The sequence below is a fragment of the Rheinheimera sp. genome (assembly GCF_030690345.1).
Lineage (GTDB): Bacteria > Pseudomonadota > Gammaproteobacteria > Enterobacterales > Alteromonadaceae > Alishewanella.
In genome coordinates, this window is sequence record NZ_JAUYGV010000006.1 from 1,243,429 (window position 1) to 1,270,248 (window position 26,820).

25 protein-coding genes, 4 tRNA genes and 1 pseudogene are annotated in these 26,820 nt (G+C 50.2%); 10 read left to right on the forward strand and 20 right to left on the reverse strand.

Going from position 1 to position 26,820, the window contains the following annotated elements; translation table 11 throughout:
* Positions 1-4 precede the first annotated feature (4 nt).
* The 3 genes from aguA to Q8O77_RS10200 form a co-directional block, all read right to left on the reverse strand.
* The gene (aguA, locus tag Q8O77_RS10190) at positions 5-1,120 is read right to left on the reverse strand and encodes an agmatine deiminase (RefSeq protein WP_305552758.1); all 1,116 of its coding nucleotides are present in this window, start codon (positions 1,118-1,120) and stop codon (positions 5-7) included.
* A complete protein-coding gene (aguB, locus tag Q8O77_RS10195) occupies positions 1,121-2,020 on the reverse strand; it encodes an N-carbamoylputrescine amidase (RefSeq protein ID WP_305552850.1) in 900 nt (299 codons plus the stop codon).
* 182 nt (positions 2,021-2,202) lie between these two features.
* On the reverse strand, positions 2,203-2,835 hold the full coding sequence (locus Q8O77_RS10200; RefSeq protein WP_305552759.1) for a peroxiredoxin-like family protein: 633 nt from the start codon (positions 2,833-2,835) through the stop codon (positions 2,203-2,205).
* Between the two features lie 148 nt (positions 2,836-2,983).
* Here Q8O77_RS10200 and Q8O77_RS10205 point away from each other — a divergent pair, with 148 nt between their 5' ends.
* Entirely contained in the window at positions 2,984-4,168 is a 1,185-nt protein-coding gene (locus Q8O77_RS10205) for an FAD-dependent oxidoreductase (protein WP_305552760.1), read from the forward strand.
* Positions 4,169-4,356: 188 nt separating this feature from the next.
* Here the strand turns inward: Q8O77_RS10205 and Q8O77_RS10210 are convergent.
* The 4 genes from Q8O77_RS10210 to Q8O77_RS10225 form a co-directional block, all read right to left on the reverse strand.
* Positions 4,357-4,431 (reverse strand) — tRNA-Gln (locus Q8O77_RS10210).
* A gap of 63 nt (positions 4,432-4,494) precedes the next feature.
* Positions 4,495-4,569 (reverse strand) — tRNA-Gln (locus Q8O77_RS10215).
* A 30-nt stretch (positions 4,570-4,599) separates the two neighbouring features.
* Positions 4,600-4,684: transfer RNA gene (locus Q8O77_RS10220), tRNA-Leu, on the reverse strand.
* Between the two features lie 19 nt (positions 4,685-4,703).
* Positions 4,704-4,780: transfer RNA gene (locus tag Q8O77_RS10225), tRNA-Met, on the reverse strand.
* Positions 4,781-5,205: 425 nt separating this feature from the next.
* Here Q8O77_RS10225 and Q8O77_RS10230 point away from each other — a divergent pair.
* A pseudogene (locus tag Q8O77_RS10230) lies at positions 5,206-6,327 on the forward strand (methyl-accepting chemotaxis protein); the annotation flags it as partial.
* A 172-nt stretch (positions 6,328-6,499) separates the two neighbouring features.
* Here Q8O77_RS10230 and ychF read toward each other — a convergent pair.
* The 8 genes from ychF to lolB form a co-directional block, all read right to left on the reverse strand.
* Complete coding sequence (ychF, locus tag Q8O77_RS10235) at positions 6,500-7,591, reverse strand: redox-regulated ATPase YchF (RefSeq protein ID WP_305552762.1); 1,092 nt, start codon at positions 7,589-7,591, stop codon at positions 6,500-6,502.
* A 43-nt stretch (positions 7,592-7,634) separates the two neighbouring features.
* The gene (pth, locus tag Q8O77_RS10240) at positions 7,635-8,237 is read right to left on the reverse strand and encodes an aminoacyl-tRNA hydrolase (protein WP_305552763.1); all 603 of its coding nucleotides are present in this window, start codon (positions 8,235-8,237) and stop codon (positions 7,635-7,637) included.
* Positions 8,237-8,851, reverse strand: coding sequence for a 50S ribosomal protein L25/general stress protein Ctc (locus Q8O77_RS10245; protein ID WP_305552764.1), 615 nt, complete (start codon positions 8,849-8,851; stop codon positions 8,237-8,239). Before Q8O77_RS10245 ends, pth begins: the two co-directional genes overlap by 1 nt.
* A gap of 113 nt (positions 8,852-8,964) precedes the next feature.
* Positions 8,965-9,855, reverse strand: coding sequence for a Fic family protein (locus Q8O77_RS10250; RefSeq protein WP_305552765.1), 891 nt, complete (start codon positions 9,853-9,855; stop codon positions 8,965-8,967).
* Between the two features lie 269 nt (positions 9,856-10,124).
* Positions 10,125-12,242 carry a hypothetical protein gene (locus Q8O77_RS10255; protein ID WP_305552766.1) on the reverse strand — a complete coding sequence of 706 codons (2,118 nt, stop codon included), beginning with the start codon at positions 12,240-12,242 and terminating at the stop codon, positions 10,125-10,127.
* A 252-nt stretch (positions 12,243-12,494) separates the two neighbouring features.
* Complete coding sequence (locus Q8O77_RS10260; protein WP_371133475.1) at positions 12,495-13,430, reverse strand: ribose-phosphate pyrophosphokinase; 936 nt, start codon at positions 13,428-13,430, stop codon at positions 12,495-12,497.
* 79 nt (positions 13,431-13,509) lie between these two features.
* Complete coding sequence (gene ispE / locus Q8O77_RS10265; RefSeq protein ID WP_305552768.1) at positions 13,510-14,355, reverse strand: 4-(cytidine 5'-diphospho)-2-C-methyl-D-erythritol kinase; 846 nt, start codon at positions 14,353-14,355, stop codon at positions 13,510-13,512.
* Entirely contained in the window at positions 14,352-14,975 is a 624-nt protein-coding gene (gene lolB, locus Q8O77_RS10270; protein ID WP_305552769.1) for a lipoprotein insertase outer membrane protein LolB, read from the reverse strand. Before lolB ends, ispE begins: the two co-directional genes overlap by 4 nt.
* A gap of 62 nt (positions 14,976-15,037) precedes the next feature.
* On the opposite strand from lolB, the gene hemA reads away from it, so the two are divergent.
* From hemA to kdsA, 6 genes are all read left to right on the forward strand, one after another.
* Positions 15,038-16,297, forward strand: a complete 1,260-nt coding sequence (hemA, locus tag Q8O77_RS10275; protein WP_305552770.1) for a glutamyl-tRNA reductase — start codon at positions 15,038-15,040, stop codon at positions 16,295-16,297.
* A gap of 18 nt (positions 16,298-16,315) precedes the next feature.
* Entirely contained in the window at positions 16,316-17,407 is a 1,092-nt protein-coding gene (prfA, locus tag Q8O77_RS10280; RefSeq protein WP_305552771.1) for a peptide chain release factor 1, read from the forward strand.
* On the forward strand, positions 17,408-18,250 hold the full coding sequence (gene prmC, locus Q8O77_RS10285) for a peptide chain release factor N(5)-glutamine methyltransferase (RefSeq protein WP_305552772.1): 843 nt from the start codon (positions 17,408-17,410) through the stop codon (positions 18,248-18,250). It abuts the gene before it with no gap.
* Between the two features lie 97 nt (positions 18,251-18,347).
* A complete protein-coding gene (locus Q8O77_RS10290; protein WP_305552773.1) occupies positions 18,348-19,907 on the forward strand; it encodes a response regulator in 1,560 nt (519 codons plus the stop codon).
* A 50-nt stretch (positions 19,908-19,957) separates the two neighbouring features.
* A complete protein-coding gene (locus Q8O77_RS10295; protein WP_305552774.1) occupies positions 19,958-20,338 on the forward strand; it encodes a SirB2 family protein in 381 nt (126 codons plus the stop codon).
* Between the two features lie 47 nt (positions 20,339-20,385).
* On the forward strand, positions 20,386-21,234 hold the full coding sequence (kdsA, locus tag Q8O77_RS10300) for a 3-deoxy-8-phosphooctulonate synthase (RefSeq protein ID WP_305552775.1): 849 nt from the start codon (positions 20,386-20,388) through the stop codon (positions 21,232-21,234).
* A 44-nt stretch (positions 21,235-21,278) separates the two neighbouring features.
* On the opposite strand, the gene Q8O77_RS10305 is transcribed toward kdsA, so the two are convergent.
* The 4 genes from Q8O77_RS10305 to Q8O77_RS10320 form a co-directional block, all read right to left on the reverse strand.
* Entirely contained in the window at positions 21,279-21,620 is a 342-nt protein-coding gene (locus tag Q8O77_RS10305) for a DUF3718 domain-containing protein (protein WP_305552776.1), read from the reverse strand.
* Between the two features lie 147 nt (positions 21,621-21,767).
* Positions 21,768-22,511 carry a LytTR family DNA-binding domain-containing protein gene (locus tag Q8O77_RS10310; protein ID WP_305552777.1) on the reverse strand — a complete coding sequence of 248 codons (744 nt, stop codon included), beginning with the start codon at positions 22,509-22,511 and terminating at the stop codon, positions 21,768-21,770.
* A complete protein-coding gene (locus Q8O77_RS10315; protein WP_305552778.1) occupies positions 22,495-23,580 on the reverse strand; it encodes a sensor histidine kinase in 1,086 nt (361 codons plus the stop codon). Before Q8O77_RS10315 ends, Q8O77_RS10310 begins: the two co-directional genes overlap by 17 nt.
* Positions 23,577-24,626, reverse strand: a complete 1,050-nt coding sequence (locus tag Q8O77_RS10320; protein WP_305552779.1) for a sensor histidine kinase — start codon at positions 24,624-24,626, stop codon at positions 23,577-23,579. The genes Q8O77_RS10315 and Q8O77_RS10320 overlap by 4 nt, the downstream gene beginning before the upstream one ends.
* A gap of 181 nt (positions 24,627-24,807) precedes the next feature.
* Here Q8O77_RS10320 and Q8O77_RS10325 point away from each other — a divergent pair, with 181 nt between their 5' ends.
* Both Q8O77_RS10325 and Q8O77_RS10330 read left to right on the forward strand, forming a co-directional pair.
* Positions 24,808-25,821, forward strand: coding sequence for a M14 family zinc carboxypeptidase (locus tag Q8O77_RS10325; RefSeq protein WP_305552780.1), 1,014 nt, complete (start codon positions 24,808-24,810; stop codon positions 25,819-25,821).
* A complete protein-coding gene (locus Q8O77_RS10330) occupies positions 25,812-26,570 on the forward strand; it encodes an alpha/beta fold hydrolase (RefSeq protein ID WP_305552781.1) in 759 nt (252 codons plus the stop codon). Before Q8O77_RS10325 ends, Q8O77_RS10330 begins: the two co-directional genes overlap by 10 nt.
* Before the next feature lie 25 nt (positions 26,571-26,595).
* Here the strand turns inward: Q8O77_RS10330 and Q8O77_RS10335 are convergent, their stop codons facing one another.
* A complete protein-coding gene (locus tag Q8O77_RS10335) occupies positions 26,596-26,808 on the reverse strand; it encodes an RNA-binding S4 domain-containing protein (protein ID WP_305552782.1) in 213 nt (70 codons plus the stop codon).
* Positions 26,809-26,820: the final 12 nt, after the last annotated feature.

The window sequence follows — 26,820 nt, forward strand, 5'->3', positions numbered from 1 at the left end:
TCGCTTAAGCTAATGGCTGTTGCTGGGTAATACAGTGAATATTACCGCCGCCAAGCAAAATCTCGCGGCCTGGCACTGTTACTACTTTATGCTGCGGATACAGGCTTTGCAGGATATCTGCGGCTACCTTATCGTTCGGATCATCAAAAGTAGGCAGTATTAAGCCGCCGTTACACAAATAAAAGTTAATGTATGAGCCGGCCAAACGGGCGTTGGCCTCGCGTGGAATGGCGCTCATGGTGGCATCTACTGTGGCGTACTCTTCGGCTTTGGCGATAATCGGTGCCGGTACCGGCAGCTTATGCACCTTTATTTTACGGCCTTTAGCATCGGTGGCTGCTTCTAAGTAATCCAAAGCCGCTTTGCTGCGGGCATATTGCGGATCGGTTTCGTCATCCGTCCAGGCCAGCACCACTTCGCCGGGTTTAACAAAACAGGCCATGTTATCAATGTGGCCATCGGTTTCATCGTTAAAAATGCCGTCTTCTAACCATAATACTTTGTCGATACCCAAATAATCGCGCATCTGTTGCTCAATTTGCTCACGGCTTAAATGCGGGTTACGGTTGCTGTTTAACAAGCACTCCTCTGTGGTTAACAGGGTACCTTCGCCATCAACGTGAATAGCGCCGCCTTCCAGCACAAAGCCGTCAGTGCGGTAGCGTGGCAGTTGCTCTATGCCCAGCACTTTGCTGGCCACCTGGTCGTCTTTATCCCACGGGAAATACAAACCGCCGTTCAAACCGCCCCAGGCGTTAAAGGTCCAGTCGATACCACGTACTTCACCCTGCGCATTGGTAACGAATGTAGGGCCGGTATCACGACACCAGGCGTCGTTGTTGGAAATCTCTACCACCCGAATAGGGAACTTCGTGCCCACGTCGGTCAGCTGCGACAAGGCATTGGCATACTGTGCCGCAGAAGCACCTACCGTTACCGGCTCAAAGCCGGCAATGGCTTTTATTACTGCAACAAAAGCTTTTTGCGCCGGTTTGGCGCCTAAACGCCAGCTGTCGGTACGCTCCGGCCACACCATCCAGGTTTGCTTATGCGCCGCCCACTCGGCAGGCATGCTAAAACCATCGGCACGTGGCGTGCTTTGTAGTGTTGTAAAGGCCACTTAGTTACCACCTTGTTTAACAGGTTGTTTAGTTTCGCCATCTTTGGTCATAACAGCGCCGTAGATATCGATACGACGGTCACGGAAGATACCCCAGGCACGGCGGGTAGCAGCAACAGCGTCTAAGTCAAAGCTATGCACCAGCACGGCTTCGTCGGTTTCATTGGCTTCCTGTACTTTGGCACCGGTTTCGTCGGCAATAAAAGAGCTGCCGTAGAAGGTAATATGGTAATCGCCTTCGGTCTCGGTTCCGATACGGTTAGAGGCAATCAGCGGCATCAGGTTAGCAGCAGCGTGGCCTTGCTGCGTGCGTTGCCAGTGATCGCGTGAGCTGATAGTCGGGTCGTGTGGCTCGCTGCCAATAGCCGTCGGGTAAAACAGCAACTCGGCGCCCATTAATGCCATGCTGCGCGCGCACTCGGGGAACCATTGATCCCAGCAAATGCCGACACCGATTTTAGCGTATTTGGTGGCGAAGACTTTAAAGCCGGTATCGCCGGGCGTGAAGTAGTACTTCTCGCTATAGCCCGGGCCATCCGGAATATGGCTTTTACGGTAAGTACCCAGGTTCTCGCCGTCAGCGTCGATAATAACCACGCTGTTGTACAGGCAGTTACCGGCGCGCTCGTAAATGCTGATTGGCAGCACTACGTTCAGCTCTTTGGCAATCTTAGTAAAGTGCGCCACGGCTTTATTCTCTGCCACTGTAGTAGCAAAGGCTAAATAATCCGGTTTTTGTTTCTGGCAGAAATAATTGCGTTCAAACAGCTCCTGCAGCAGGATGATCTGTGCACCTTTGGCTGCCGCGTCGCGTACTAAGCGCTCGCCACGGGCAATGTTTTCATCCACATTCCAGCCGCCAATCATTTGGGTTGCAGCAACGGTTACTTTACGCATCAGTTATCTCCGGCAGAGGGTAAAACCAACAGGCTAGCATCCCTTCAGATACTTGCCAAACAGGGCGCGAAAAATGCCGTATTTTTGCCCTGTCGTCAACGCTTTTTAATAAAAAAACAGCAGCGGAAAATATGACAGTGTCCGCTGCTGTAAACAGGTGAGAGACGACCTGAAAAGAGAGACGTTTATTGCAGTGCCAGCTCTGCCGCTTTTAGCAGTAATTCGCTGTCTAACCGGGTTTTGTAATTGATATGTACATAGCTGAACAGCGCCTCAGCTTGGGTATTGACGATGTACACCGCCGGTACCGGTAGCACCACTTTTTCCGTACCCTGTTCGGTGGTAATTAAGCTGCCAAGTTTGCCTTTGTAGGCTGCCGCGGTTTTGTCATCCAGATAATAGGCCAGGCCAAAGGCGCTGCTGGCGGCGAAGTTGGCATCAGACAGCAAGGTATAATTCAACTGCTGGCCGCCGGTGTCGTTTAAGCTTTTAGTGATCGACGCTACGCTATCCGGCGTGATGGCAATCAGCTGGTACCCCAGCTTGTTAAGCTGCGGTTCTATATCACGCAGTGCGGCTAATTGCGCATTACAATACGGGCACCAGCCACCGCGGTAAAACACCAGTACGCTGGGTTTTTGCTGTACCAATTGCTTAAGCGCTACAGTTTGATTATTTGCAGTAGTTAAGTTAACTGCAGGAATGGTTAAGCCGTTCAGCAGCGGTGTTACCTGCTCAGGTGAGGGAGCGATGGCCGGAGCAGCCATAAGTTTGATGCTGAACAATACCGCCAGGGTGGCCGTCAGGTAGATTTTCATTGTCTGTGTCCTTGTTGTCAGATACTGAGTCAGTCAACACAGACAGGGACAACGCGGTTTTGCTTTCAGCCTGAGATAAAAAAGCCGGTTTCCGTTTTTATCGCCGTCTGGCGTACAATGCCACTAACAGCTAAGAAGAAATACATTTATGACAAGCAAAAATACGCTGCAACAGTTTGATATCAGCATCGTTGGCGGCGGCATGGTCGGCGCGGCTATTGCTGTGGCACTCAGTCAGGCGGGGTTGCAGGTGGCGTTAATAGAAAAGCAGGCGCCGACGGAGTTTGAGCCAGATAGCGCACCGGATTTGCGCGTATCGTCGATTAATCTGGCCAGCGAAGCCTGGCTAACACAGCTTGGCGCCTGGCCAGCCTTAGAGCAAATGCGGCTATGCCCTTATCAGCGCTTACAGGCGTTTGAGCAACCACACAGTGTAGTCACATTCAATGCAGCAGATATTAAACGCAGCCATTTAGGCCATATTGTCGAGAACAACCTGTTGCAGCTGGCGCTGTGGCAGCAATTTGGCGCTAATGTGCGGCTGTTTTGCCCATCCTCAGTAACGGCGCTTAAGCAAACGGCAGATAGCGCTATAGTAACGCTCGATAGTGGCGAGCAGCTTAGCAGTAAGCTGGTGGTAGCCGCCGATGGCGGTAACTCACAACTGCGGCAGTTAGCCGGTATTGGCACTAACGGTTGGCAATATCGTCAGGCGTGTTTGGTCGCACTGGTAAATACGCCTTACCCGCAGCAGGATGTAACCTGGCAGCAATTTACGCCAACCGGGCCAAAAGCCTTTTTGCCACTGAATGGCCAGCAAGGCTCAGTGGTGTGGTATGAAGAGGCGGTTAAAGTAAAACAGTTGGCGGCACTTACTCCGGCACAGTTAACGCAGCAATTGATTAAAGCTTTCCCGCCGCAGATAGGCGAGGTAGAAGTAGTCGCCAGCTCCTGGTTCCCATTAGCACGGATGGATGCTAACCGCTATTACGCCGGTCGCGTAGTACTGGCCGGCGATGCTGCCCATACTATTAACCCGCTGGCAGGGCAGGGCGTTAACCTGGGTTTTGCTGATGCTAAACTGCTGACAGAACTGATTATCGACGCCAGACGGCACAACAGTGATATTGGCAGTGAGCAACTGCTGCAAAGCTATCAGCGTAAACGTAAGCCGGCCAATTTATTAATGATGAGCGCGATGGATGGTTTTTACCACACCTTTGGTAACGACATAACCCCGCTGCGTAAGCTACGTCAGCTGGTGCTAAACCTTGCAGCTCGTAGCACTATGTTGAAAACCTTAGTAGCGCGTTATGCCGTGGGTTCAGATTAAGGAGGTTAGAACTCTTTTGGCGCAGCCACAGAGTGTTTGAGTCCTGCCGTAGGCATAAGGACGAGTTGCTGTGGCGAGCACAAAAGAAGTTGTAACCGGCAAATTTAAGCCAAAACAACTCTAACCAAAAAGCAAAAAGCAAAAAGCAAAAAGCAAAAACCCAGCCTAAGCTGGGTTTTTCTGTTTAATGGCAGGGGCGGCTGGATTCGAACCAACGCATGGCGGGATCAAAACCCGCTGCCTTACCGCTTGGCTACGCCCCTACTGAAACTTATGTGTGATCGTCGTTTGGCAGGATGTTACGAAAACTACGTTCACTGAATTAATGGCAGGGGCGGCTGGATTCGAACCAACGCATGGCGGGATCAAAACCCGCTGCCTTACCGCTTGGCTACGCCCCTGCAAAAACTTGTGTGCAACCACTTTAAAAGTGGTGCGGAGAGAGAGACTCGAACTCTCACACCTCGCGGCGCTGGAACCTAAATCCAGTGCGTCTACCAATTCCGCCATCCCCGCATGCACAGGTAAAGTTAAGTGGTGGCTACAGCGGGAATCGAACCTGCGACCCCAGCATTATGAGTGCTGTGCTCTAACCAGCTGAGCTATGTAGCCACGCTAACTTGACCTAAGCAAGTGGCGCGTATTATCCAGAACTGCCCCTATAGCGTCAACCGTTTTTTCTGTCGATGCGAATAACTTTGGCCTGTTTGCTGTTTTTTTGCCCATGTCGCTGTAGTTTCAGACAAATATATAGTCGGTAAACAAGATTGACGCGTATCAGATGTAAATATTGCGCAGCTTTGTACTGTGGTTGTGTCTTAACGATTTATGTACTTAATAATTCGTGTATTCAAGTTAGGTAAGCTAAGTTTTATAAGTTTTTACAGCTAACTTCTAAGGAGGTGGTAATGTTTGGCGGTTTCGGAAAAAAAGCTCTACGGGCAGAGAATGAACGGTTAAAAGATGAAATAAGCATGTTGAAACAGGCCAATGCCAGTGTCAGCAAGCAGATGATATATCTGAGACTTGATGCCGGCGGTGGCATCCAATCGGTGAATGATAATTTTATCAAAGAAACACGGATAAGCGAGGCGGATGCTATAAGTCGGAATATCAAGGAGCTGGTACCTGCTGAATTACGAACAACAGAGCACTTTAACAAAATGCAAAAGGCTTTGGGGGCCGGTAATTTCTGGATTGGTGCCTGGCAGATTGCAAACCGCCAAGGGCAGCAATTTTGGATTAGGGCAGCACTTTGTCCAATCCGCGATCGAAAAAATAATATGGACCACTTTGAAGTCTTTGCTACCAACCTGACCAGAACTATTGAAACATCACAGCAGTACGAAAGTCTGATTAACGCCATGCAGCGGTCTACCGCAGTAATTGAATTTGATATGGCAGGGTATGTATTGGCGGCGAATGAACTGTTTCTGGCAGCTATGGGGTATAAACAAGACGAAATTAAGGGCAAGCACCACCGGGTTTTTTGTCCGCCGGACATTGCAAACAGTAAAGATTATGAATTGTTCTGGCAAAAATTAAGCAAAGGACAGTTTATTGCTGCACGCTTTAAGCGGATAGATCGAGCTGGCAGGGAGGTATGGCTCGAAGCCTCGTACAATCCAATAGAGGACGCAACAGGTAGGTACTACAAAGTAGTTAAGTTTGCCACAGTGATCACTGAACAAGTGGAGCAGGAGCTTGAAGTATCTACCGCTGCCCAGGTAGCGTATGAGACATCACAGGCCACTGATGACAGCGCAAAACGTGGTATTCAGGTAATGAATGATATGACGGCGATGATGAGTCAGCTTGAGTTACAGATGACAAGGGCGGTGGATAATATAAATGACTTGGCCAAACAGTCTCAGCTTATCGGTTCAATTATTCAGAGTATCAGTAGTATAGCGGACCAGACCAACTTGCTGGCGCTGAATGCTGCTATAGAAGCGGCCCGTGCCGGTGATCAAGGCAGAGGCTTTGCTGTGGTGGCTGATGAAGTGCGGCAATTAGCTTCCCGAACCAGCGCGGCGACTGTTGAAATTGTCGAGGTAGTCAGCCGTAATCAGCAGCTTTCTGGTGGAGCGGTAAGCATTATCGAAAGCGGCCAACAACAGGCAAAAGATGTCACCAATCTGGTTGGCCAGGCTAAGGTAACCATTGATGAAATCCAGGAAGCTGCACAGAAAGTTGTAGCTGCGGTGTCGCAATTTGCTAACAGGCTGGCGAAATAATGCTGGCACAGTCTTGCTGCTGTCCGAGCGGTTTTCACAAGCAATAAAAAAGCCGTTGTCGGCAAACAACGGCTTTTTTCACTCGGAAAAACCTTTAAACGTTAAAACGGAAATGCATTACATCGCCATCTTTTACAATGTAGTCTTTACCTTCTAAACGCCATTTACCGGCTTCTTTGGCACCGGCTTCGCCGTTAAATTGCACAAAGTCGTTATAGGCGACTACTTCAGCGCGGATAAAGCCTTTTTCAAAGTCGGTGTGAATAACGCCGGCCGCCTGTGGTGCGGTGGCACCTACTGCAACAGTCCAGGCGCGTACTTCTTTTACCCCGGCGGTAAAGTAGGTGTGCAGGTTAAGCAGTGAGTAACCGCCGCGGATCACGCGGTTTAAGCCCGGCTCTTCCAGGCCCATATCGGCCATAAACTCGGCTTTCTCGTCTTCGTCCAGCTCAGCAATTTCCGATTCAATAGCAGCGCATACCGGCACGACGATAGCACCTTCTTTGTCGGCAATAGCCTGTACTATGTCCAGGTAAGGGTTATTCTCAAAGCCGTCGTCCATTACGTTAGCGATATACATCGTTGGTTTAATGGTTAAGAAGTTCATATAGGCAATTAAGGCCTTTTCTTCTTTATCCAGCTCGAGCTGGCGCAGCGTATGGCCTTGCTCTAAATGCACTTTAACCTTTTCCAGCACTGCCATCTCGGCTTTGGCGTCTTTATCGCCGCCTTTAGCTTTTTTGCTGACACGGAAAATAGCGCGCTCGGCGCTGTCCATATCAGACAATACCAATTCCATATTGATGGTATCGATATCGTCAGCCGGGTCAATTTTGCCTGCGACGTGAATAATGTTCTCATCGTCAAAACAGCGTACAACATGGCCAATAGCATCTGTTTCACGGATGTTAGCCAAAAATTTATTGCCAAGGCCTTCGCCCCGCGATGCGCCTTTTACCAAACCGGCGATATCAACAAATTCCATCGTGGTAGGCAGCACGCGCTGTGGGTTAACAATTTGCGCCAGCTTATCCAGGCGCAGATCCGGTACCGGTACTACGCCGGTATTCGGTTCAATAGTACAGAACGGAAAGTTAGCCGCTTCAATGCCTGCCTTGGTTAACGCATTAAACAGGGTGGATTTGCCTACGTTAGGTAAGCCGACGATGCCACATTTGAAACCCATAATTAGTATCCTTTACGTGCTGGAAATTGCTGCGCCTGCTGCTTTAGCCGGCTTTAAAACTGTGCAGACGGTTTTGTGCTTTTACCAGGCCATCACGGGCCAGAATATCAAAACAACGCGCTGCTTCATCTATTGTTTGTTCAATCAGGTTTTGTTCACTGGCCGGGGCTTTGCCCAAAACATAACCGGTAACCTGATCTTTATGGCCCGGATGGCCAATACCTAAGCGCAGGCGATAAAAGTTTTGGTTATTACCCAAGCGGGAGATAATATCGCGCAGGCCATTATGACCGGCATGGCCACCACCGAGTTTAAATTTTGCTACACCCGGTTCCAGCGCCATTTCATCATGCGCCACCAGAATTTGCTCAGCTGTCAGCTTGTAAAACTGTGCCATAGCCAGCACGGCTTTACCGCTTAAATTCATATAGGTAGAGGGAATAAGTAACTTGAATTCTTGCCCGGCGCAGACAAACTTGCCGGTATAACCGAAAAACTTCGGCTCGTTTTTTAAGCTGACATTAAAGGCGTGGGCCAGCTGCTGAACAAACCAGACACCGGCATTGTGCCGTGTCTGGCTGTATTCCGGGCCCGGATTACCCAAGCCCACAATCAACTGAATGGCTGATTGAGTAGTGTCAGACATTACTCAGCAGTTTCAGTTTCTTCTGCATCAGCTGCTTTACCAGCTGGTTTGTTAACAGATACAACGGCTAAGTCATGGCCGGCACCTTTAGTTAACTGAACGAAAGTAACACCTTTAGGCGCTTTCAGATCAGATAAGTGCAGGGTAGTGCCTACTTCAACGTCGCTCATGTCAACTTCGATAAACTCTGGTAAGTCTTTTGGCAGACAAGAGATTTCGATTTCGTTCGCGCCATGTACTACTACGCCGCCTTTCTTGACCGGTGCATCTTCGTTTAAGAAGTGGATCGGAACAATAGTGTGCAGCTCGTGGCCGGCTTCAACGCGTTGGAAGTCAACGTGCATGATTTTTGGCTTGAACGGGTGACGTTGCATAGCTTTAACGATCGCTTTTACGTCTTCTTTACCCACTTTGATAGTCAGGATGTGAGAGTAAAACGCTTCGAAGCTTTGAGCTTTTAACAGTTTAGAATGCTCTAAAGTGATAGAAACCGGGGCTTTGCTACCACCGTAGATGATAGCTGGTACTTTGTCTTCGTGACGCAGGCGGCGGCTCGCACCTTTCCCCGCGTCAGTACGGACTTCTGCATTTAATGTAAAAATTGCATCAGACATGGTGTACTCCAAAAATTAAGGTTTCCCAAGACTCGCGACCAGTCTCAGGCTGGATGCCCTTTTCAGGGGCGCGACATATTACCACCGGGCCCGGTATTCAGCAAATAATTTACTTATTGCAGCGCGGTGCTGATAAACAGGCGCTCATCCATAGCGAGATAGGCATCAAATACCCATTTGCACTCATAAATTATGCTGTTTATTGGTTGCCGAAGTTGATAGCGCTGCAAAGTGCCAAATTCTACTAAGGTATCGAGCGCGAATTGAACTTCGGCTTCTGAAAACTGAGTTAAATTTGCAGTATGTCGGGTGGTTAAAATAGGTTGGTTGATTAATAACGACAAAATAGATGTTATTGCTGGTGTTGTGGTGCGAAGCGCAAGTGATTGCAACAGCGTTTTTTGCAACTGCTGTATCGTGCTAAGCAGCCAGGCACTGGTTTCATTGCTCCAGTTTATAGCGTCAGACCAAAACGCTAATACCTGTGTCCAGTCGCCATGCAGTATCGCTGTCGGGGTTTTGTGGTATCCGCTGTGGCAATGCCCAAGTCGGTATAAAAAAGGGCTGATATAACTCGCAGGGTGTTGAGTTTGCGCCGACAGCAAACTGTCGGTGAGTGCCCGATGCAAACGACCATTACCATCGGTAAAGGGGTGCAGTAATATCAACTGATTGCTGATTGCAATAATGTGTTCAAGACCGGGAGGCTGGTGTGTACAGATAAAATTGAGCCAGTCTTCCAGCATTGGCGGCAGATATTCTGCAGGAGGCGGCACAAAGTGCGCTTTATCCGGCGATGGACCACCAAGCCAATTTTGCACAGTTCTGATTTGGCCTTTTTGTTTATCGTTACTGTTTAGTTGCGCCTGCAGTTGGCACAGTAGCGGGAGACTTATATCAGTTTGGCTAAAGCGGGTTACTGCGTCTGTATATTGCCTGGTCTGCTGATGCACCATAGTTGCCAGGTAGTCCTCCGGCGCCAGATTTAACGAGCATAATGCCAATCTTCGCCTTGATACGGTTCGACCTTCTTTTAAACAGACGCCGCCGGCCAAATAGCGGGCGGTGAAGTCTTTGATCTTAAAATGCTGATCTATGTCAGCGGTTTTTAGTACTGGTAATGGCGAAAGCTTACTAAGGTCTATGTTATGTAAGTATGCGGGTAGTATGCATTTATACCTGGCGTTATTGAGCTGCCATGTGCGTTCAAGATACATAAAAAAATCCCTTATAAAAGAGGCAGTATCCGCTGCCTCTTTTCATTTTGACGTGGCTACAATGCGTAATTGATGTTATCGATTAGCTTAAAGCCAAACATTTGATTATTGGACTCATATCGACCACCGGAACCCCAGCCACCTTTGCCATAAACTTCAGCAGAAGAGCCCAGGCAATATTTTCCGGAACCGTTGCTAATGCTGTTGCGGACGTAATTCACCTGCCAGGCACGGTCAACTGTCACAACCAGGCCAGGGACGGACGTTGGAACATAGCTGTTACTAATGACTTTGTTGCGCGAGTAATCCGGCACGGTGTCAGCAGTAGCAAAGCACTGTTGAATAGTCGCACTTTTTTTACAGGGACCAATAGCGCAACCACCACGGGCTAAATCCAATCGACGCTCAGCCAGTGCAAATTGCTTGAATGAAATTAACTGCGGACGCTGCATACATTGCCCTTGGTTGATGCTATCGATACAAGCCGATGCCGTGGGTAATGCACATTTGTTCCATTCACCCTGGTTAGCACAATAGTTGATGCCGCGGTCTATCATATCTTTGGTGGCGCTGCATAAATGTTCCTGGCTCACATTGCCTTCAAAAAACTTCATGCCCATGGCGGCGGCAATTCTGCCAACAACGTCGAAGCCGACTTTGTCGCTGTTTAACATCCAGCAGCGCTGCTCAACTTGACTGTCTAAACGACCCCATGCGGTTAAAATGTCACGATAAACCGGATAGTTAGTAAAGACACTAAAGTGGCTGCCACCCATTGACGACGGGATTGGGTAATCACGCTCGGTTGAGGCAATAGCCACCAGATCATCATTAGTGCTATCGGCGAAGTTATTCAGTACCGTCATCAGTTCGGTAATGCTATTTAACCGTAACAAATTTGACGGCGAAGATCCGCCGGTTTGTGTGCCGATAATTTCAAAGGTGTAACCCCGGTATTCTTGTTCCAGTGCCGATTTCTCACTGGAAGAAAAATTACCATCTGCACTGTATTGATCAAGAGAGGCTTTTAACTCAAGTGTTTTGTTCTTAATTTCACTGTAAGAACTGGACACACTTTCAACGCGAATCGTAAACAATATTTTTCTACCGGTTGTTACCGTGTCAATAAAGGTATCGCCACATGCTTTACGAAACTCAAGCTTCTGACCAGAAGTCAGCAAGTTGGTGTACTGAGGGGCCATAGACAGCTCATAGGCTTGTTTGGCCTGGAACTTCTTCCGTTTATCAACGAACGACGCCACTATTACAGAGCTTTCTGTAACTTTTGATGTTTCGCTATAGAGTGATGAGCTGCCGGAGCCGCCTATAGAGAATCCACCAAAAGACAGTGAACCACCGCCGGAGCGTTTCAGCTCCAGACTGGTAGCCAAAGATTCATAGCTGTCAACTTGACGAAAACTGTATTTTTGTTCGTTAATATTTTGCACTGTATCTAACTTGTCAGCACCTGCAGAGCTCCAGCAAGTATTGCCAAATACCTCACCTTTAATAGCGTCAAAGCCGTTGCCCAACACAGACAGTGCTGTATCGGTCTCCGTTAAGGTATACACATCTGATGTTGCTGATGATTTGCCCAGATTGGCAACTTGGGGAGGTTGATAGGACTCCAGTGGCATAGTGGTAGCGCCACCGTTGTTATAAGTTGTATTTATTGCAAAATAGCCACTTTCACTCAATGCGCTGCATCCTGCACTATTACACGCTTTGACTTGGTATTTCGCGGTTTTGTCACTGCCGGCGTTATAATTAATCGAGCGGCCGGTTCCGGAATATATTTTGCTATTTGCACCGTTTTTCAGCTGTTGGTACACCTCATACCTGAAATTGCTGCCAACGCCCTGTGATGCTGCCGCCCAGTTTAATTTTACGGTTGGCGAGCCTGCAGTCCTTGATACCGCAATACGTTGTGGTTTTGCCGGTGGTGTATCTACCGGTGGCGCAACCGTGGTATCACAGCCCGTATCGTAGGGGTCACAGAATGCGGCGGAACTCCAGCCCCAACCAGATTCACTTGATGGCGCCACAGTGTTAAATTGCGCATTATCTTCATAAAATTGGGTCGTTGAATCGGAGGGAATAATAATATCTGCATAGGCTGCTAACGGAAATCCGATACAACCAAGTAGCAATAAAATCTTATTTTTTTTAATCATGTACTTCTCCACACTGAGAGTAAAGCAACGTTATAGTGAGTTTTATTCAGGCTGCATCCGGCGCAATGAGGTACTAACGCCACATAAGCTGAATGTTGTCTTTTGCTTTAACCGGTAACTGGCTAGAGCGGCAGTTAACATAGCGTTTTAAATGTTTCAGTTGTGTGATTAAAAAGATATAAAAACAAGATATTTGATGATAAATAAAAAAAGCACCGTTCAAAGTGCTTTTTTTATTTGTTGCAGAATTAATTAATCAAACATTGAAGAGATAGATTCTTCGTTACTTATGCGGCGGATACACTCGGCCAGCATTTCGCTCAAGGTTAACTGGCGTACTTTAGCTACCGCTTTCATTTCGGCGCTCAGCGGAATAGTGTCGGTGATAATCAGCTCGTCGATAACCGAATTAGCGATATTCTCTGCCGCGCCACCGGAAAATACCGGGTGGGTGGCGTAGGCAAATACGCGCTTGGCGCCTTGCTCTTTTAACGCTTCAGCGGCTTTACACAAGGTGCCGCCGGTGTCGATCATGTCATCAACAATAATACAATCGCGATCTTTCACATCACCGATAATATGCATTACCTGGGCAACGTTAGCTTTAGGCCGGCGTTTGTCGATAATGGCCAAATCAGCGTCGTTCAGCAGTTTGGCAATAGCGCGGGCCCGCACTACGCCACCGATATCCGGTGATACCACTACCGGCGAGGTAAAGCCTTTTTTGCGCATATCGTCCAGCAGCACCGGGCTTGCGAACACGTTATCTACCGGCACATCGAAGAAACCCTGAATTTGCTCGGCGTGCAAATCTACCGTTAATACGCGGTCTACGCCTACGCTGGATAAAAAGTCTGCGACTACTTTGGCGGTAATAGGCACCCGCGCAGAACGTACGCGGCGATCCTGACGGGCATAACCGAAGTACGGCATTACTGCAGTGATACGGCCGGCTGAGGCACGACGCAGGGCGTCGACCATGACAATCAGTTCCATCAGGTTATCGTTAGTCGGAGCGCAGGTAGATTGGATGATAAACACATCAGAACCACGCACATTTTCATTGATCTGGACACTAACTTCCCCATCACTGAAACGGCCGACTTCGGCATCTCCAAGTTTAATATACAGACGGCTGGCGATTTTACTTGCGAGTTCTGGTATGGCGTTACCAGCGAAAACCTTCATGTCAGGCACGGTAGGATCCTCAGGGCGGTGGTGAGTCCGGTTTATCAATTAACAGCGGCAACAACACCGCTGCGGTTACTTATTCGGTATCTGCCAACGCAGCCCACACAGGTGACTGGTTGACCCCTTTGGCAATAAAACCACGCCAGGACGGCGGTAATTGCGCAAGAGCATGCTGAGCACTGGTCTGGTCCGGGAATGCGGCGAACACACTGGCGCCAGTACCCGTCATTTGACACGGCGCGTATTCTACCAACCACTGTAAGGTTATTGCAACAATAGGGTAGAGCCGTTCTACCAAAGGCTGGCAGTCGTTATGCCACTGCGCTGTTAACACATGCTCAAAGGCTACTGTAGGGGTATCGCGAATTAAATCAGGGTGTTGGAAGATTTCCGCGGTGCTGATATGACAATCTGGTGTAACCACCAGGTAAACTTTCTCCGGCATTGGCAGCGGTAATAATTTTTCCCCGACGCCTTCGGCGAATGCGGTGTAACCACGGACAAACAGCGGTACATCAGCGCCCAGTTTCAGCCCCAGTTCTGCCAAAGTATCAAGCGGTAATCCCAGCTGCCATAACCTGTTTAACCCCAGCAAGGTAGTGGCCGCATCGGATGAACCGCCGCCTAAACCGCCGCCCATTGGCAGGCGTTTAGCCAGATAGATATCGCAGCCCTGCGTGCATTTGCTGTGCTGTTGCAGCAAACGCGCCGCACGTAAGACGAGATTTTGCTCGTTTATCAGCTGCGCGTCATTGCAATCGAGTGTGATGTCAGTGTCATCGCGTAGGCTAAAACTCAGCTCATCGCCCACGTCCAGCAGTTGAAACAAGGTTTGCAGGTTATGGTAGCCATCCGGGCGGCGCCCGGTAATATGTAAAAATAAATTCAGTTTGGCCACAGCGGGCAAGGTTAGCTTTGTCATTGCCAGCTCCGGACCACAATTTTAATTTGGCTGTCATTGCTTTGCAGCAACAAGCGTTTAGGCAGCGCCAGGCTGTCGGCAAAAAAGCTCTGATATTGCAATTGCCACACTATGCCGGTGCTGTCAGTTAAACTAAAGCCGGTAACACGGCCCTGTGCATCGCGCACTATATTGCGGCCGTTGCTGCCGGGTAAACCGCGTAACCACAGCGGCATATCCTGCAGCGGCATTGACCAGCCGGACAGCTGCAACAGTAAAGTACTGGTATCTGCTGCGCGGTAGGTTTCGCCTTTGAGCAGTATTTCGCTGCCATATTCGCTTTGGCTCAGCTCAAATAAGCTGATACCGAGAAAATTACTTAACCTGGCCTGATAATGCGCCGCATCCTGCTGCTGCCAGCGCAAATTGGCGCTGATAGAATCCTGCGGCGTTTTAATGCCCACGCTTGCTTGCAGTGAAAACTGCTGCAGGGCTTGTATTTGCTGCTCGCGCTCGTTATTGCTAAGCGGCGCTGCTGTAAGCGCCGGGCGTTGAAACAGGCTGCAACCACTGAGTAACAGGCTAAAAATAACCATCAACCAGGCACACTTAAACCGATACACCACACTAAAGTCCTTCACTGTGCTTTCTTAGCTTTTATTAAGTTGGGGCTTTTTGTACAATTCGCCCCCTGACAATTCTGATGATACAGGTGACAGCCATTTTCGCACTCGGCATTAATCATAAAACGGCACCGGTTGCCCTGCGCGAACAAGTTGCTTTTGCGCCTGAGCAGTTGCCTGAAGCCTTGCGCGAGCTGACTACCTTAACCAGTATTTCCGATGCAGTCATTTTATCTACCTGTAACCGCACTGAATTGTATTTTAACGGCAGCGCCAGCCAAGCGGAACAGGTAATTGCCTGGTTAGCACAATTTCATGCTGTGGATGGCCAGGAATTACAGCCGCATTTGTATCTGCACCAGGATAACGCCGCAACAGAGCATCTGATGCAGGTGGCTGCGGGGCTGGATTCTTTAGTGCTGGGCGAGCCGCAAATATTCGGCCAGGTTAAGCAAGCTTATAACCAGGCACGCAGTGCCGGCACCGTTAACCCGCAGTTTGAGCGTTTATTTCAAAAAACCTTTGCGGTGGCCAAACAGGTGCGTACGGAAACCGATATTGGTGCCAATGCGGTATCGGTGGCCTTTGCTGCGGTAAGCCTGGCAAAGCAAATTTTCGGTAACCTCGCCAAAGTACGGGTATTGCTGATTGGTGCCGGCGAAACCATTGAACTGGTCGCAAAGCATTTGCAAGAGCAGGGCGCCGGACAACTCACGGTTGCTAACCGCACTTATGAACGGGCTGTGCACTTAGCTGAGCAATTTTCTGCCTCCGCCATTACCTTAGCCCAGGTGCCGGTGATGCTGGCCGACGCCGATATTGTTATCAGCTCTACTGCCAGCACCTTGCCGATTGTCGGTAAAGGCATGGTAGAACAAGCGCTGAAACAGCGTAAACATAAGCCGATGTTTCTGGTCGATTTAGCCGTGCCGCGCGATATAGAGCAGCAGGTGGCTGAACTGGAGGATGCTTATCTGTATACGGTAGACGATTTACAGTCGATAGTGGCGCAAAACCTGAATAACCGCCAGCAAGCCGCTGAGCAGGCAAAACAGATGATAGCGATAGGTGCAGCTGAATTTGCTCAGTGGTTAACCCTGCAGGGCAGTGTCGACTGGCTGCGCGATTACCGCCAACGCTGTGAGCAGGTGCGCAGCGAATTATTAGCTAAGGCAGTCAATCAGTTGGCTGCCGGCCAGGATGCTGAAAAAGTACTGGCAGAATTTTCCACTAAACTGAGTAACCGGCTGATGCACAGCCCAACCAAAGCCATTCGCCAGTTAGTGCAAGACGACGAACTGAATAAACAAACCTTGATCAACACTTTGTTAGATCTGTAATCAGGCATATAAAACACCATGAAAGAATCGGTATACCGCAAGCTGGAAGGCCTGGCTGAGCGTTACGAAGAAGTGCAGGCGCTATTAAGCGACGCCTCAGTGATCAGCGATCAAACTAAATTCCGCGAGCTGTCAAAAGAATACAGCCAACTGGAAGATATCAGCAAAGCTTTTGCCGATTATCAGCAGGCGCAGCAGGATTTAGCCTCAGCTGAAGAGATGCAAAAAGACAGCGATCCGGATATGCGCGAAATGGCGCAGGAAGAATACAAAGCCGCCAAAGAACGGATTGAGCAATTGGATCAGGACTTGCAAATTTTATTGCTGCCCAAAGATCCGAACGACAATAACAGCTGTTTTATTGAAATTCGTGCCGGTGCCGGTGGTGATGAAGCGGCTATTTTTGCCGGTGACGTATTTCGCATGTACAGCCGTTTTGCCGAAAAACGCCGCTGGAAACTCGAAGTGATCAGCGCCAGCGACGGTGAGCACGGCGGTTATAAAGAAATTATTGCCGGCGTACAAGGCGAGGGCGCTTACGGTACGTTGAAATTTGAATCCGGCGGCCACCGCGTGCAGCGTGTACCTGCCACCGAATCACAAGGCCGGGTGCATACCTCGGCCTGTACCGTCGCCATTATGCCGGAAGTGCCGGAAAGCGAAGCAATAGAAATTAACCCGGCCGATTTAAAAGTAGATACGTTCCGCGCCTCCGGTGCCGGTGGTCAGCACGTTAACCGTACCGATTCTGCCATTCGCATTACCCACTTACCTACCGGCATAGTGGTGGAATGTCAGGATGAACGTTCGCAGCATAAAAACCGCGCCCGCGCTATGAGCGTGCTGCAATCGCGTATTCAGGCAGCCGAAGATGAAAAACGCCGTCTGGTGGAAGAATCTACCCGCCGCTCCTTAGTGGGCAGTGGCGATCGCTCCGAGCGCATCCGCACCTATAACTTCCCGCAGGGCCGTTTAACCGATCATCGCATCAACCTCACCATATATCGCTTAAACGAGGTAATGGAAGGCGATTTAGATCAGGTATTAGAGCCGCTGAAACACGAGCATCAGGCCGACTTGTTAGCCGCGCTGGCCGACGAGAACCGCTAAGTGTCCGCCGCCGTATCACTGGCACAGTGGCTGAAGCTTAGCCAGCAACAGCTGGCGGCGGTCAGCCCTACGGCAGATATTGAAGCCAGGTTGTGCCTGTGTCATGTGCTGAGTGTCAGTAACAGCTATCTTTACAGCTACCCTGAACGGCTACTCAGCCACGCTGAGCTGGCGGCGCTGGGCGAGCTGCTGCAACAGCGCTTACAGGGCCGGCCGCTGGCGTACTTATTTGGCCATTGGCACTTTTTTGATTTACAGCTTGAAGTGGCCCCCAGCACCTTGATCCCGCGGCCTGACACTGAGCTGTTGGTAGAGCAGGCATTAGCCTTGCCGTTACCGGCACAAGCCAGGGTGCTGGATTTAGGCACCGGCACCGGCGCTATTGCGCTGGCGCTGGCGCATAATAAGCCGCAGTGGCAGCTTACCGCGGTGGATTATATTACTGAGGCGGTGCAACTGGCCGAACGTAACCGTCAGCGGCTGCATATTCCTAATTGCACAGTGTTGCAGAGCAATTGGTTTAGCGCACTGGGCGCACAGCGCTACGATTTAATTGTCAGTAACCCGCCTTATATTGACCCGGCCGATACGCACTTAGCCAGCCTGCGCTATGAACCCATTACGGCGCTGACCTCAGAGCAACAAGGTCTGGCTGACATCACGCATATAGTGCAACAGGCACCACAGTATCTGCATGACACCGGCTGGTTGTATCTGGAGCATGGCTATGATCAGGCTGACGCGGTGCGGCAGTTGCTGCAACAGGCTGGTTTTACTCAGGTTGAATCAAAACGCGACTATGGTAATAACTGGCGCATCAGCGGCGGTTGCCTCGGCGGTTGATTTTGGCTTTTAACGGCTTTTTCTTTGACCGCGTTAACGATACAGCATATAACTTATTCATACTTTTCTAACCAGAATCAGTGCTAAGGAAAAGCGGATGAATGATGATTTTTTATTTGCGGAAGAACCGGAGCATGTCGAAACGGTATCGCATGGCAGTTGGAAGATTTTAATTGTTGATGATGAGCCGGAAGTACATGCCGTTACCAAGCTGGCGCTCAGTGATTTTACTTTTCAGAATAAAAATCTGAGTTTTTTCAGCGCCTATTCCGGCGCAGAAGCCAAAACACTGATTGAGCAACATCCCGATGCAGCTATTATGTTGCTGGATGTGGTAATGGAAACCGATGACGCCGGCTTGCTGGTGGCCAGCTATATTCGCGAACAGTTACATAACGAGCATGTGCGCATTATTTTACGCACCGGCCAACCGGGCCAGGCACCGGAGCGCCAGGTGATCATTAACTACGACATTAACGATTATAAATCGAAAACTGAACTGACGGCGCAAAAACTGTTTACCGTTATTATGTCCAGCCTGCGCTCGTACCGCGATATCTTATCATTGGAGCAAAGTCGCAAGGGGCTGGAAAAAATTATCAACGCCTCGGCCGATCTATTTTCCTCGCATTCGATGGAGCAGTTTATTGACGGCGTATTGCAGCAGCTGACCTCTATCTTAGGCTGCAATGAGGACGCTTTACTGGTCAGCTCGTCAATGGTAGCCGGTAATATCAGTGGCGAAGTGTCAGATCCACATAAACTGGTGGTATTTGCCGGCCAGGGCGAGTTTGAAAGCAAAGAGGGCAAACCGGTGCAGGATGTGCTGGCGCCTGAATTAATGGATGCTTTTGAAGTAGCGCTGCAATCGCGCGGCATAGTGTATCGCGATAACTATTTAGTGGCGTACTGTACCAGTAAATTTACCCATGGCTCATTATTGTATATCTCCGGCTTGCCTGGCGTGATTACGGAAAACCAAAAAAAGCTGATTGAGCTGTTCTCGCAAAATGTACAAATAGCCTATGAAAATGTGCAGCTGCAGCATGAAATTGAAGACACCCAGCGCGAAATTGTTTATCGCTTAAGCGAAGCAGTAGAACACCGCTCGATAGAAACCGGTAATCACGTGAAGCGGGTCGCCTTTATCTGTTATGACCTGGCCAAAGCCTATGGTTTGCCGGAAGAGGAAGCCGAGCGGCTGATGTTTGCCGCGCCCTTGCACGATGTTGGCAAGGTGGGTATTCCGGACGGTATTTTAAATAAACCAACACGGTTGCAGGCGCAGGAATGGGAGGTAATGAAAACCCATACCAGCATTGGCTATGAGATACTGAAAAACTCTAAACGCAGCATTATTCAGGCCGGCGCTGTGATAGCACAAGATCACCATGAAAAATGGGATGGCACTGGTTACCCTGCAGGTAAAAAAGGCGAAGATATTCATATCTATGGCCGTATTGCCGCCCTGGCCGATGTGTACGATGCGCTGCGTCACCGGCGTTGTTATAAATCGGCCTGGCCACTGGAGCAGGTAGTGGCCAATATTGAGTCGGAGTCCGGTAAGCAGTTTGACCCTAAATTGGTAGAAATATTTAAAAGCCGGGTCGACAAACTGGAAGCAATACTGCAAAAATACCCCGACAGCGAACAATAACCAAAGCCAGCTTACGCTGGCTGTTTTTTTAATCAGTAAGGATTAACGTTATGTATATGGCTTATAAGCATTTTCACCTGTTAATGGTGGTGTTAAGTGTCAGTTTTTTATTAGTACGCTACGCTATGAGCTTAAAGCCGGCGGCAATATTACAACGCAAATTTTTTAAAATTGCGCCGCATGTTATTGATACGTTGCTGCTGGTCAGTGCGGTGTTATTGATGATCACGCTGCAGCAGTATCCTTTTGTTCACGCCTGGCTGACAGAAAAGCTGCTGGCAGTACTGGCCTATATAGCGCTGGGCGTCATGGCGTTTAAAGGCCGTACTGCTGCCATTCGCTGGATTTGCTTTTTAGGTGCCCTGGGTTGGCTGGGTCTGGTGCTGCGGGTGGCAATAACCAAACAACCGGTGTTTCTAACCGCTTTTTGATTTGATCATGGCCGGCCCTGCGGCCGGCAACTTACTACGGAAAAACTATGACTGCGCAAATTATTCAGGTTGGCAACACCCAAGTGGCTAACCATTTACCCTTCGTGTTGTTTGGCGGCATGAATGTACTGGAATCGCGTGATTTAGCCATGCGCATTGCCGAGCATTATGTGGAAGTCACCACTAAGCTGGGTATTCCTTATGTATTTAAAGCCTCATTCGACAAGGCTAACCGCTCGTCGGTGCACTCTTACCGTGGCCCTGGCATGGAAGAAGGCTTAAGAATTTTTGAAGAAATTAAACGTACCTTTAAGGTGCCGCTGATCACCGACGTGCATGAAACGCATCAGGCGGCGCCGGTAGCTGAAGTAGTAGACGTGATCCAACTGCCGGCTTTTTTAGCGCGGCAAACCGATTTAGTCGTAGCGATGGCAAAAACCGGTGCGGTAATAAACGTGAAAAAACCGCAGTTTTTAGCACCGCATGAAATGCGCCATATCATCACTAAGTTTAAAGAGGCCGGTAATGAACAGGTGATCCTGTGCGAGCGCGGCAGCTGCTTTGGTTACAATAACCTCGTCGTAGACATGCTGGGTATGGACGAAATGAAAAACTACGGCCCGGTGATCTTTGATGCCACCCATGCATTACAAAAGCCCGGCGGCCGTGAAAGTTCGGCCGATGGCCGTCGTGCCCAGGCTGCGCAGTTGGCCCGCTCCGGTATGGCACTGGGTTTAGCCGGTTTGTTTATTGAAGCCCACCCCGAGCCTAACCTGGCCAAATGCGACGGCCCCTGTGCCTTACCATTGGCTAAGTTGGAAGATTATTTACTGCAAATGAAAGCGGTAGATGATTTAGTTAAAAGCTTTGCGCCACTGGATACGGCGGCAAATTAAACAGCAGGGCGGGACAGCAATATAGCGCTGTCCCGTTGCCGGTTTTAGTTCGCTGCCGCTGCAGCAACATCCTGAATGGTTACACGGCCTTTAATGCGATCTTCATAAGGCTGCAGCATAGCGGTAACTTTAACCGCCTGGTTGGCGCGGGCAAAGTCTGTTAAATGCTGGCCGTTACATACTACTTTTTCTACCGCGGCTTGTTTACTGATACGGTAAGCTTTTAGCGTGCTGTGTAAGCCTAACCGATCATCATCTGCAGTTTTGCTGCACACCTGCACCAAAGCCTGATGTATATAACTGCCTTTGACATAGTCATTGGCGGCTACCGGTATTGCCACACCGGCACTTGCTACAGATATTGCCAATAAAAGTGCTGTTTTCATCGTGCTGTCCTCTGTTGTTTAACATATGGCGTTTGCCATAGCCCTATTTTGGCAATACTGCTGCCTCGTTGCCGCTACGTTGGGGTAAGAGGTGGCGCCGTTGTTATCAAGTGATAAGCCGGCGCAGGGCGGGGATAAGCGGTGAGATTAATGTTGTGGCAGAGCGCTGAGTTGGCCGGCCCAATTCAGTTTGTAGCGGCGTGAGGCATTCACTTTTTTACCATTGCTAAGCTGAAATTCGTAATCATTATTATGCGGTTGCAGCTTGTGCACATGGTGCAAATTCAGCAAGGTAGAGCGGTGCACCTGGACAAACTGTTTGGGCAGGCGTTGCAGCAGTTCTTTCATGGTTTCCCGTATGATCAGGGTGTTGTTTAAAGTATGAATGCACATATAGTTGCCGGCGGCTTCAATCAGCATGATGTCAATATCGTCGAGCAGCAGGGTAGAGGCGCCGGTTTTAAACGTCAGCTTGTTAACCGGCGCCGGCACCGCTTGCGGCGCCAGTTTATCCAGCGCCGTACGGGCGTCCAGCAGCGATTGCGCCAGGCGCTGGCGCGACACCGGTTTTAGCAGATAATCAAAGGCGAAATGTTCAAACGCCGAAAAGGCAAATTGCTCATAAGCGGTAACCAGAATAAATAACGGCTTGGCCATGGCCGAGCCTTTAGCGGCTTGCTGCAAAATGTCGATACCTTTAATGCCCGGCATCTGAATATCCAGAAATACCAGGTCGATATCCGGCGCAGTCTGTAAAAACTGTAAAGTGTCATCGCCGTTATCAAAGCAGTCGATAATCTCCAGATTAGTATATAACGCCAGCTTGGCTTTTAAGTTACTGATAGCCAAAGGTTCGTCATCAGCAATAATGACTTTAAGTGCGGCTGTCATCCAGCGCCTCCGTTGCTATGCGCAGCCGGCCGTAAAAGCCGCTGGTGCTGTGGCTGAGATTTAACGCGGCAGCATTACCAAACAACAGCTGTAGCCGCTCAGAGAGATTAATTAAGTTTAGCGGTTGCTGTGTATCGGGCCAGCCGGCGCCCGCATCGGCACCTTGCTGCGCCAGGATAATTTGCAAATAGCCATCCTGCAGTTGCAGGCAGATCTGCAGGCAGATGTTACCCGCTATTTCCGCCACGCTGTATTGAATGGCATTTTCGGCCAAAGGCTGCAATAACAGAGGCGGAAAACGCAGAGTGGGCAGCTGCTGCGGTAGTTGCCAGCACAGTTGCAGTCGCTCACCAAAACGTACCTGCTGTATTGCCATATAGGCCGACAAAGCATCCAGTTCCTGCTGCAACGGAATAAACTCATCCTGTTGGTTTTTCAACGAGTGGCGCAGGTAAGTGGATAAATGCTGGATCAGCTGCTCTGCGGCCTGGCCACTGCGCTGCACTATTAACGCATTCAGTGCGTTGAGCGTATTAAACATAAAGTGCGGGTTAAGCTGATAACGCAGTACTTTTAATCTGGCCTGGCGCGCCTGCTTTGCCAACTGCTGCTGTTGCAGCACACCGGCGTAATGCAGCTGATTGGTTTTAATCAGCATAAACACCGCCAGCCAACCGGCCAGCGGCAGCAATACCAGTGAGAACGCCAGAAAATACTTCAATGGCGAGCCGGAGTCGTGCGCCATATCGGTAGCGTATTGCATGATCAGGTATTGCCGCAGCGGCACCAGTAACAGCCACAGCGGCAGCAGCGCCAGCAACAAGCGCTTAAGCTGCTGCAGTAACGGCCGCTGCTGCAGTAGTTCGTGCCGGCCCAGTAAGCCGGTAAGCAGAATGTTGATCAAAGTCAGCAGGCTATAAATGCACAAATATGGCCAGGTGGCTTCGTTCTGCAACGGCACCAGCACGGCCAGGTGGGTATATTTCACCAGCAGATAACTTAACCAGTACAGCAGATGCCAGTACCAAAAATTAACCAGCCGAAGCTGCTGCGTGCCGGCTGCTATCATGCTGTTTGCCACGGTAAGCTGATATCCACTTTAAAGCCCTGTGGGCTGGCACCGATATCCAAACGGGCGCTGTCGCCAAAGTGTTGTAACAAGCGGTTGCGGATATTATCCAGACCAACCCCGGCGCCGCTGCTGTCGGCTGATACCTGTGAACCCGGACCATCGTCGCTGATACTCAGATGCAGGCTGTTGTGCTCACGTGTGCCGCCTATGGTAATGGTGGCGCCCTGCTTACGGCTGGCGACAGCGTACTTAATGGCATTTTCTACCAACGGCTGCAGCAACAGCGCCGGAATACGCTGGCGTTTCAGTGAATCGTCAATCTGCCAGTTAACCTTTAATTTGTCGCCAAAGCGGGTTTTTTGCAGCTGCAGATAGGCATTAATCGCCGCCAGTTCATCGGCCAGTTGCACCAGACTGTCGGGTGATTTACTCAGCGAATAACGCAAAAAAGTCGCCAGCTGCTCAGACATTGTTTCGGCGTCGTCATAGCGCTGCGCCTCCAGCAGCGCACAAACAGAATTCAGTGCATTAAAGGTGAAGTGCGGGTTGAGCTGATGGCTTAGCGCCTGCAGCTCCAACTGCTGAATTTTTTGGCTTAACTCATTGGTTTGCGCCAGGCGCTGCAATTGCTGCTGGTACAGTAGCACAGTAAGATAGCAGGCGGTCCAGACGAAAAACGTCAGCACCGACGTGTCCAGATTGCCGATCAGCTTGCGGATATCGACAATCTCTCTGTCCCACAACAGCATCCACAGCGCATTCTCTGCCGGAATATACAGCGCCGCGACCAGCACTACGCCGGTCAGTAATTGCCAGTTACTGAATGCCTGCTGCACCAGACGCTGATAGGTCCACACCACCAGCGCCGCCGTTAATAACATCGCCACCAGATCGCTGGCAAGCATCATCGGCAGATAGCTCCAGTCGTACGGCTTATCGTACAGCGCTGCAGCATGCAAAGAGCTGAGCAGGCCCAGCATTAAAATGGCTAACCAGTAGTACAGGTTAAAGCGCAGTAATTTTCCCAGACTGAAAAACGGCATATCCGGCCCCACCGGTTAAACTGACTCTGAGTATAAATGACGCTACTGCTTTTGCCGATAGGGCAGGATAACCGGATGAAAATTCGGGGTAAAGCCGGCGGCAATCTTCATAAAACTGCCATTTTTGTCTGTCGCGGCCGGGTTATGCTGTCACACAAGGTTCACTAACGGAGTCGCACTGTTGTTGCCAGATAGCGATACCCTGCTGCCGGAACTGGCACAGTTGCAACAAATAATCGACCAGGCACCGCCGCAATTGCAGGTAGAACAATTGGCCGCAGTGCCGCATATGACACAGCAGTTGCCGGTTTATGCGTTGGCGCTGGGTAACCGTAGTGCAGCTGCGCCTGCGCTGCTGCTGGTTGGCGGCGTGCATGGCCTTGAGCGTATCGGCACCCAGGTGGTGCTGGCTTATCTGCAAACCCTGTTAAGCCGGCTACCGTGGGACCTGTGCCTGCAGCATACCTTGCAGCAGTGCTGTATTTACTTTATCCCGCTGGTTAACCCGGCCGGTATGGCCAATGGTTGGCGCGCTAATGGCAACAGCGTGGATTTAATGCGTAATGCGCCGGTGGAATGCACTGAGGGCGCTGCCTGGCTGGTGGGCGGGCAACGCATCAGCCGCGCTATTCCGTGGCACCGCGGTCGCAGTGACAAAATGGAAACCGAAAGCCGGGCCGTGGCAGACTTTGTCCGGCGCGAGTTATTTGCAAGACCATTTTCGCTGGTGCTGGATTGCCATTCCGGCTTTGGCACTACTGATCGGTTGTGGTTTCCTTATGCCAAAAGCCGGCGCCAACCCATAACACACCTGGCTGAGATGTACCGGCTGCGGCAATTGCTGGCACACACTTATCCGCACCAGAATTATATTTTTGAGCCGCAATCGCAGCACTACCTGTGCCACGGCGATTTATGGGATTACCTGTACGACTCAGCGTTGGCGCATAACAGCACCATGTTGCCGTTAACGCTGGAAATGGGCTCCTGGAACTGGGTGCGGAAAAACCCGTTTCAGCTGTTATCCAGCCTGGGTATGTTTCATCCGGTAAAGCCGCACCGCGTTAAACGGGTGCTGCGCAGCCATCTTATCCTGATAAACTTTTTAATTAACGCCACCATGTCTTATCAAAATTGGTTGCCGTTAGTCAATAAAGACCAATTGCATACAGAGGCGATGCGTCTGTGGTACTAGCAGCGGATATTCCGGTATTGCTGATCCGCGGTCTTACCCGCGAGCAGCGTCATTGGGGCGGCTTCAGACCGCTACTGGCGCAAACCCTGGCTAATCCGGTACTGAGCTTTGATTTTGCCGGCAGCGGTGAGCTGTATCAACAGCGCTCGCCCTGCAGCATCAGAGCCTTGCGCCAGTCGGTACGCGCGCAGTTACAACAGGCAGCTGAGTTTAACGGTAAGGTGCATTTAGTAGCGATATCGCTCGGTGCGATGCTGGCTGCCGACTGGGCGGCGCAGTATCCGGCAGAAGTGGCCTCTGTTAGCTTGATTAACAGCAGTGCCAGGCCGTTATCGCCGTTTTATCAGCGTTTACGCTGGCAGAATTACCCGCAGCTGCTGCGCAGTGTGCTTGTCAATGCAACAAAGCGCGAACAGCTTATTTTACAGCTCACCAGCGCCAGGCCGGCACAGCATACCGCTGTAGTCGCTAACTGGCAGTTATGGCAGCAGCAAAGGCCGGTAAGCAAATTAAATGCCCTGCGCCAATTATGGGCGGCCAGTCGTTTTGTGGTAACCCCCGCGCCGCAATGCCCTGCATTATTGCTTAGCAGCCTGGGTGATACCCTGGTTAGCCCGCAATGCTCGCTTGATTTAGCCCGCTACTGGCAGGCGGCACATATTCAGCACCCCTGGGCCGGGCACGATTTAGCGCTGGATGATCCCGGCTGGCTTAGCGCACAGCTGGCAGCTTTTCTTGCTAATGCCTAGCGTAATGGCAACTTGCGCTTAACTGTTAAAGTAAGCGCATTTGCAGCTTTTCGTCGCCAATTTCAATAATATCGCCGGCGTTAATTTGCCGGCGCTTGCGGGTTTCAACCTCGCCGTTTACTTTAACCAAACCGGCATCTATGGCGGCTTTCGCTTCGCCACCACTGCTGATCAAACCTTCAAATTTGAGAATTTTATACAGTTCAACCGCGGGTTTACTCAGTATTACATCACGCATGGTGTCGCCTCT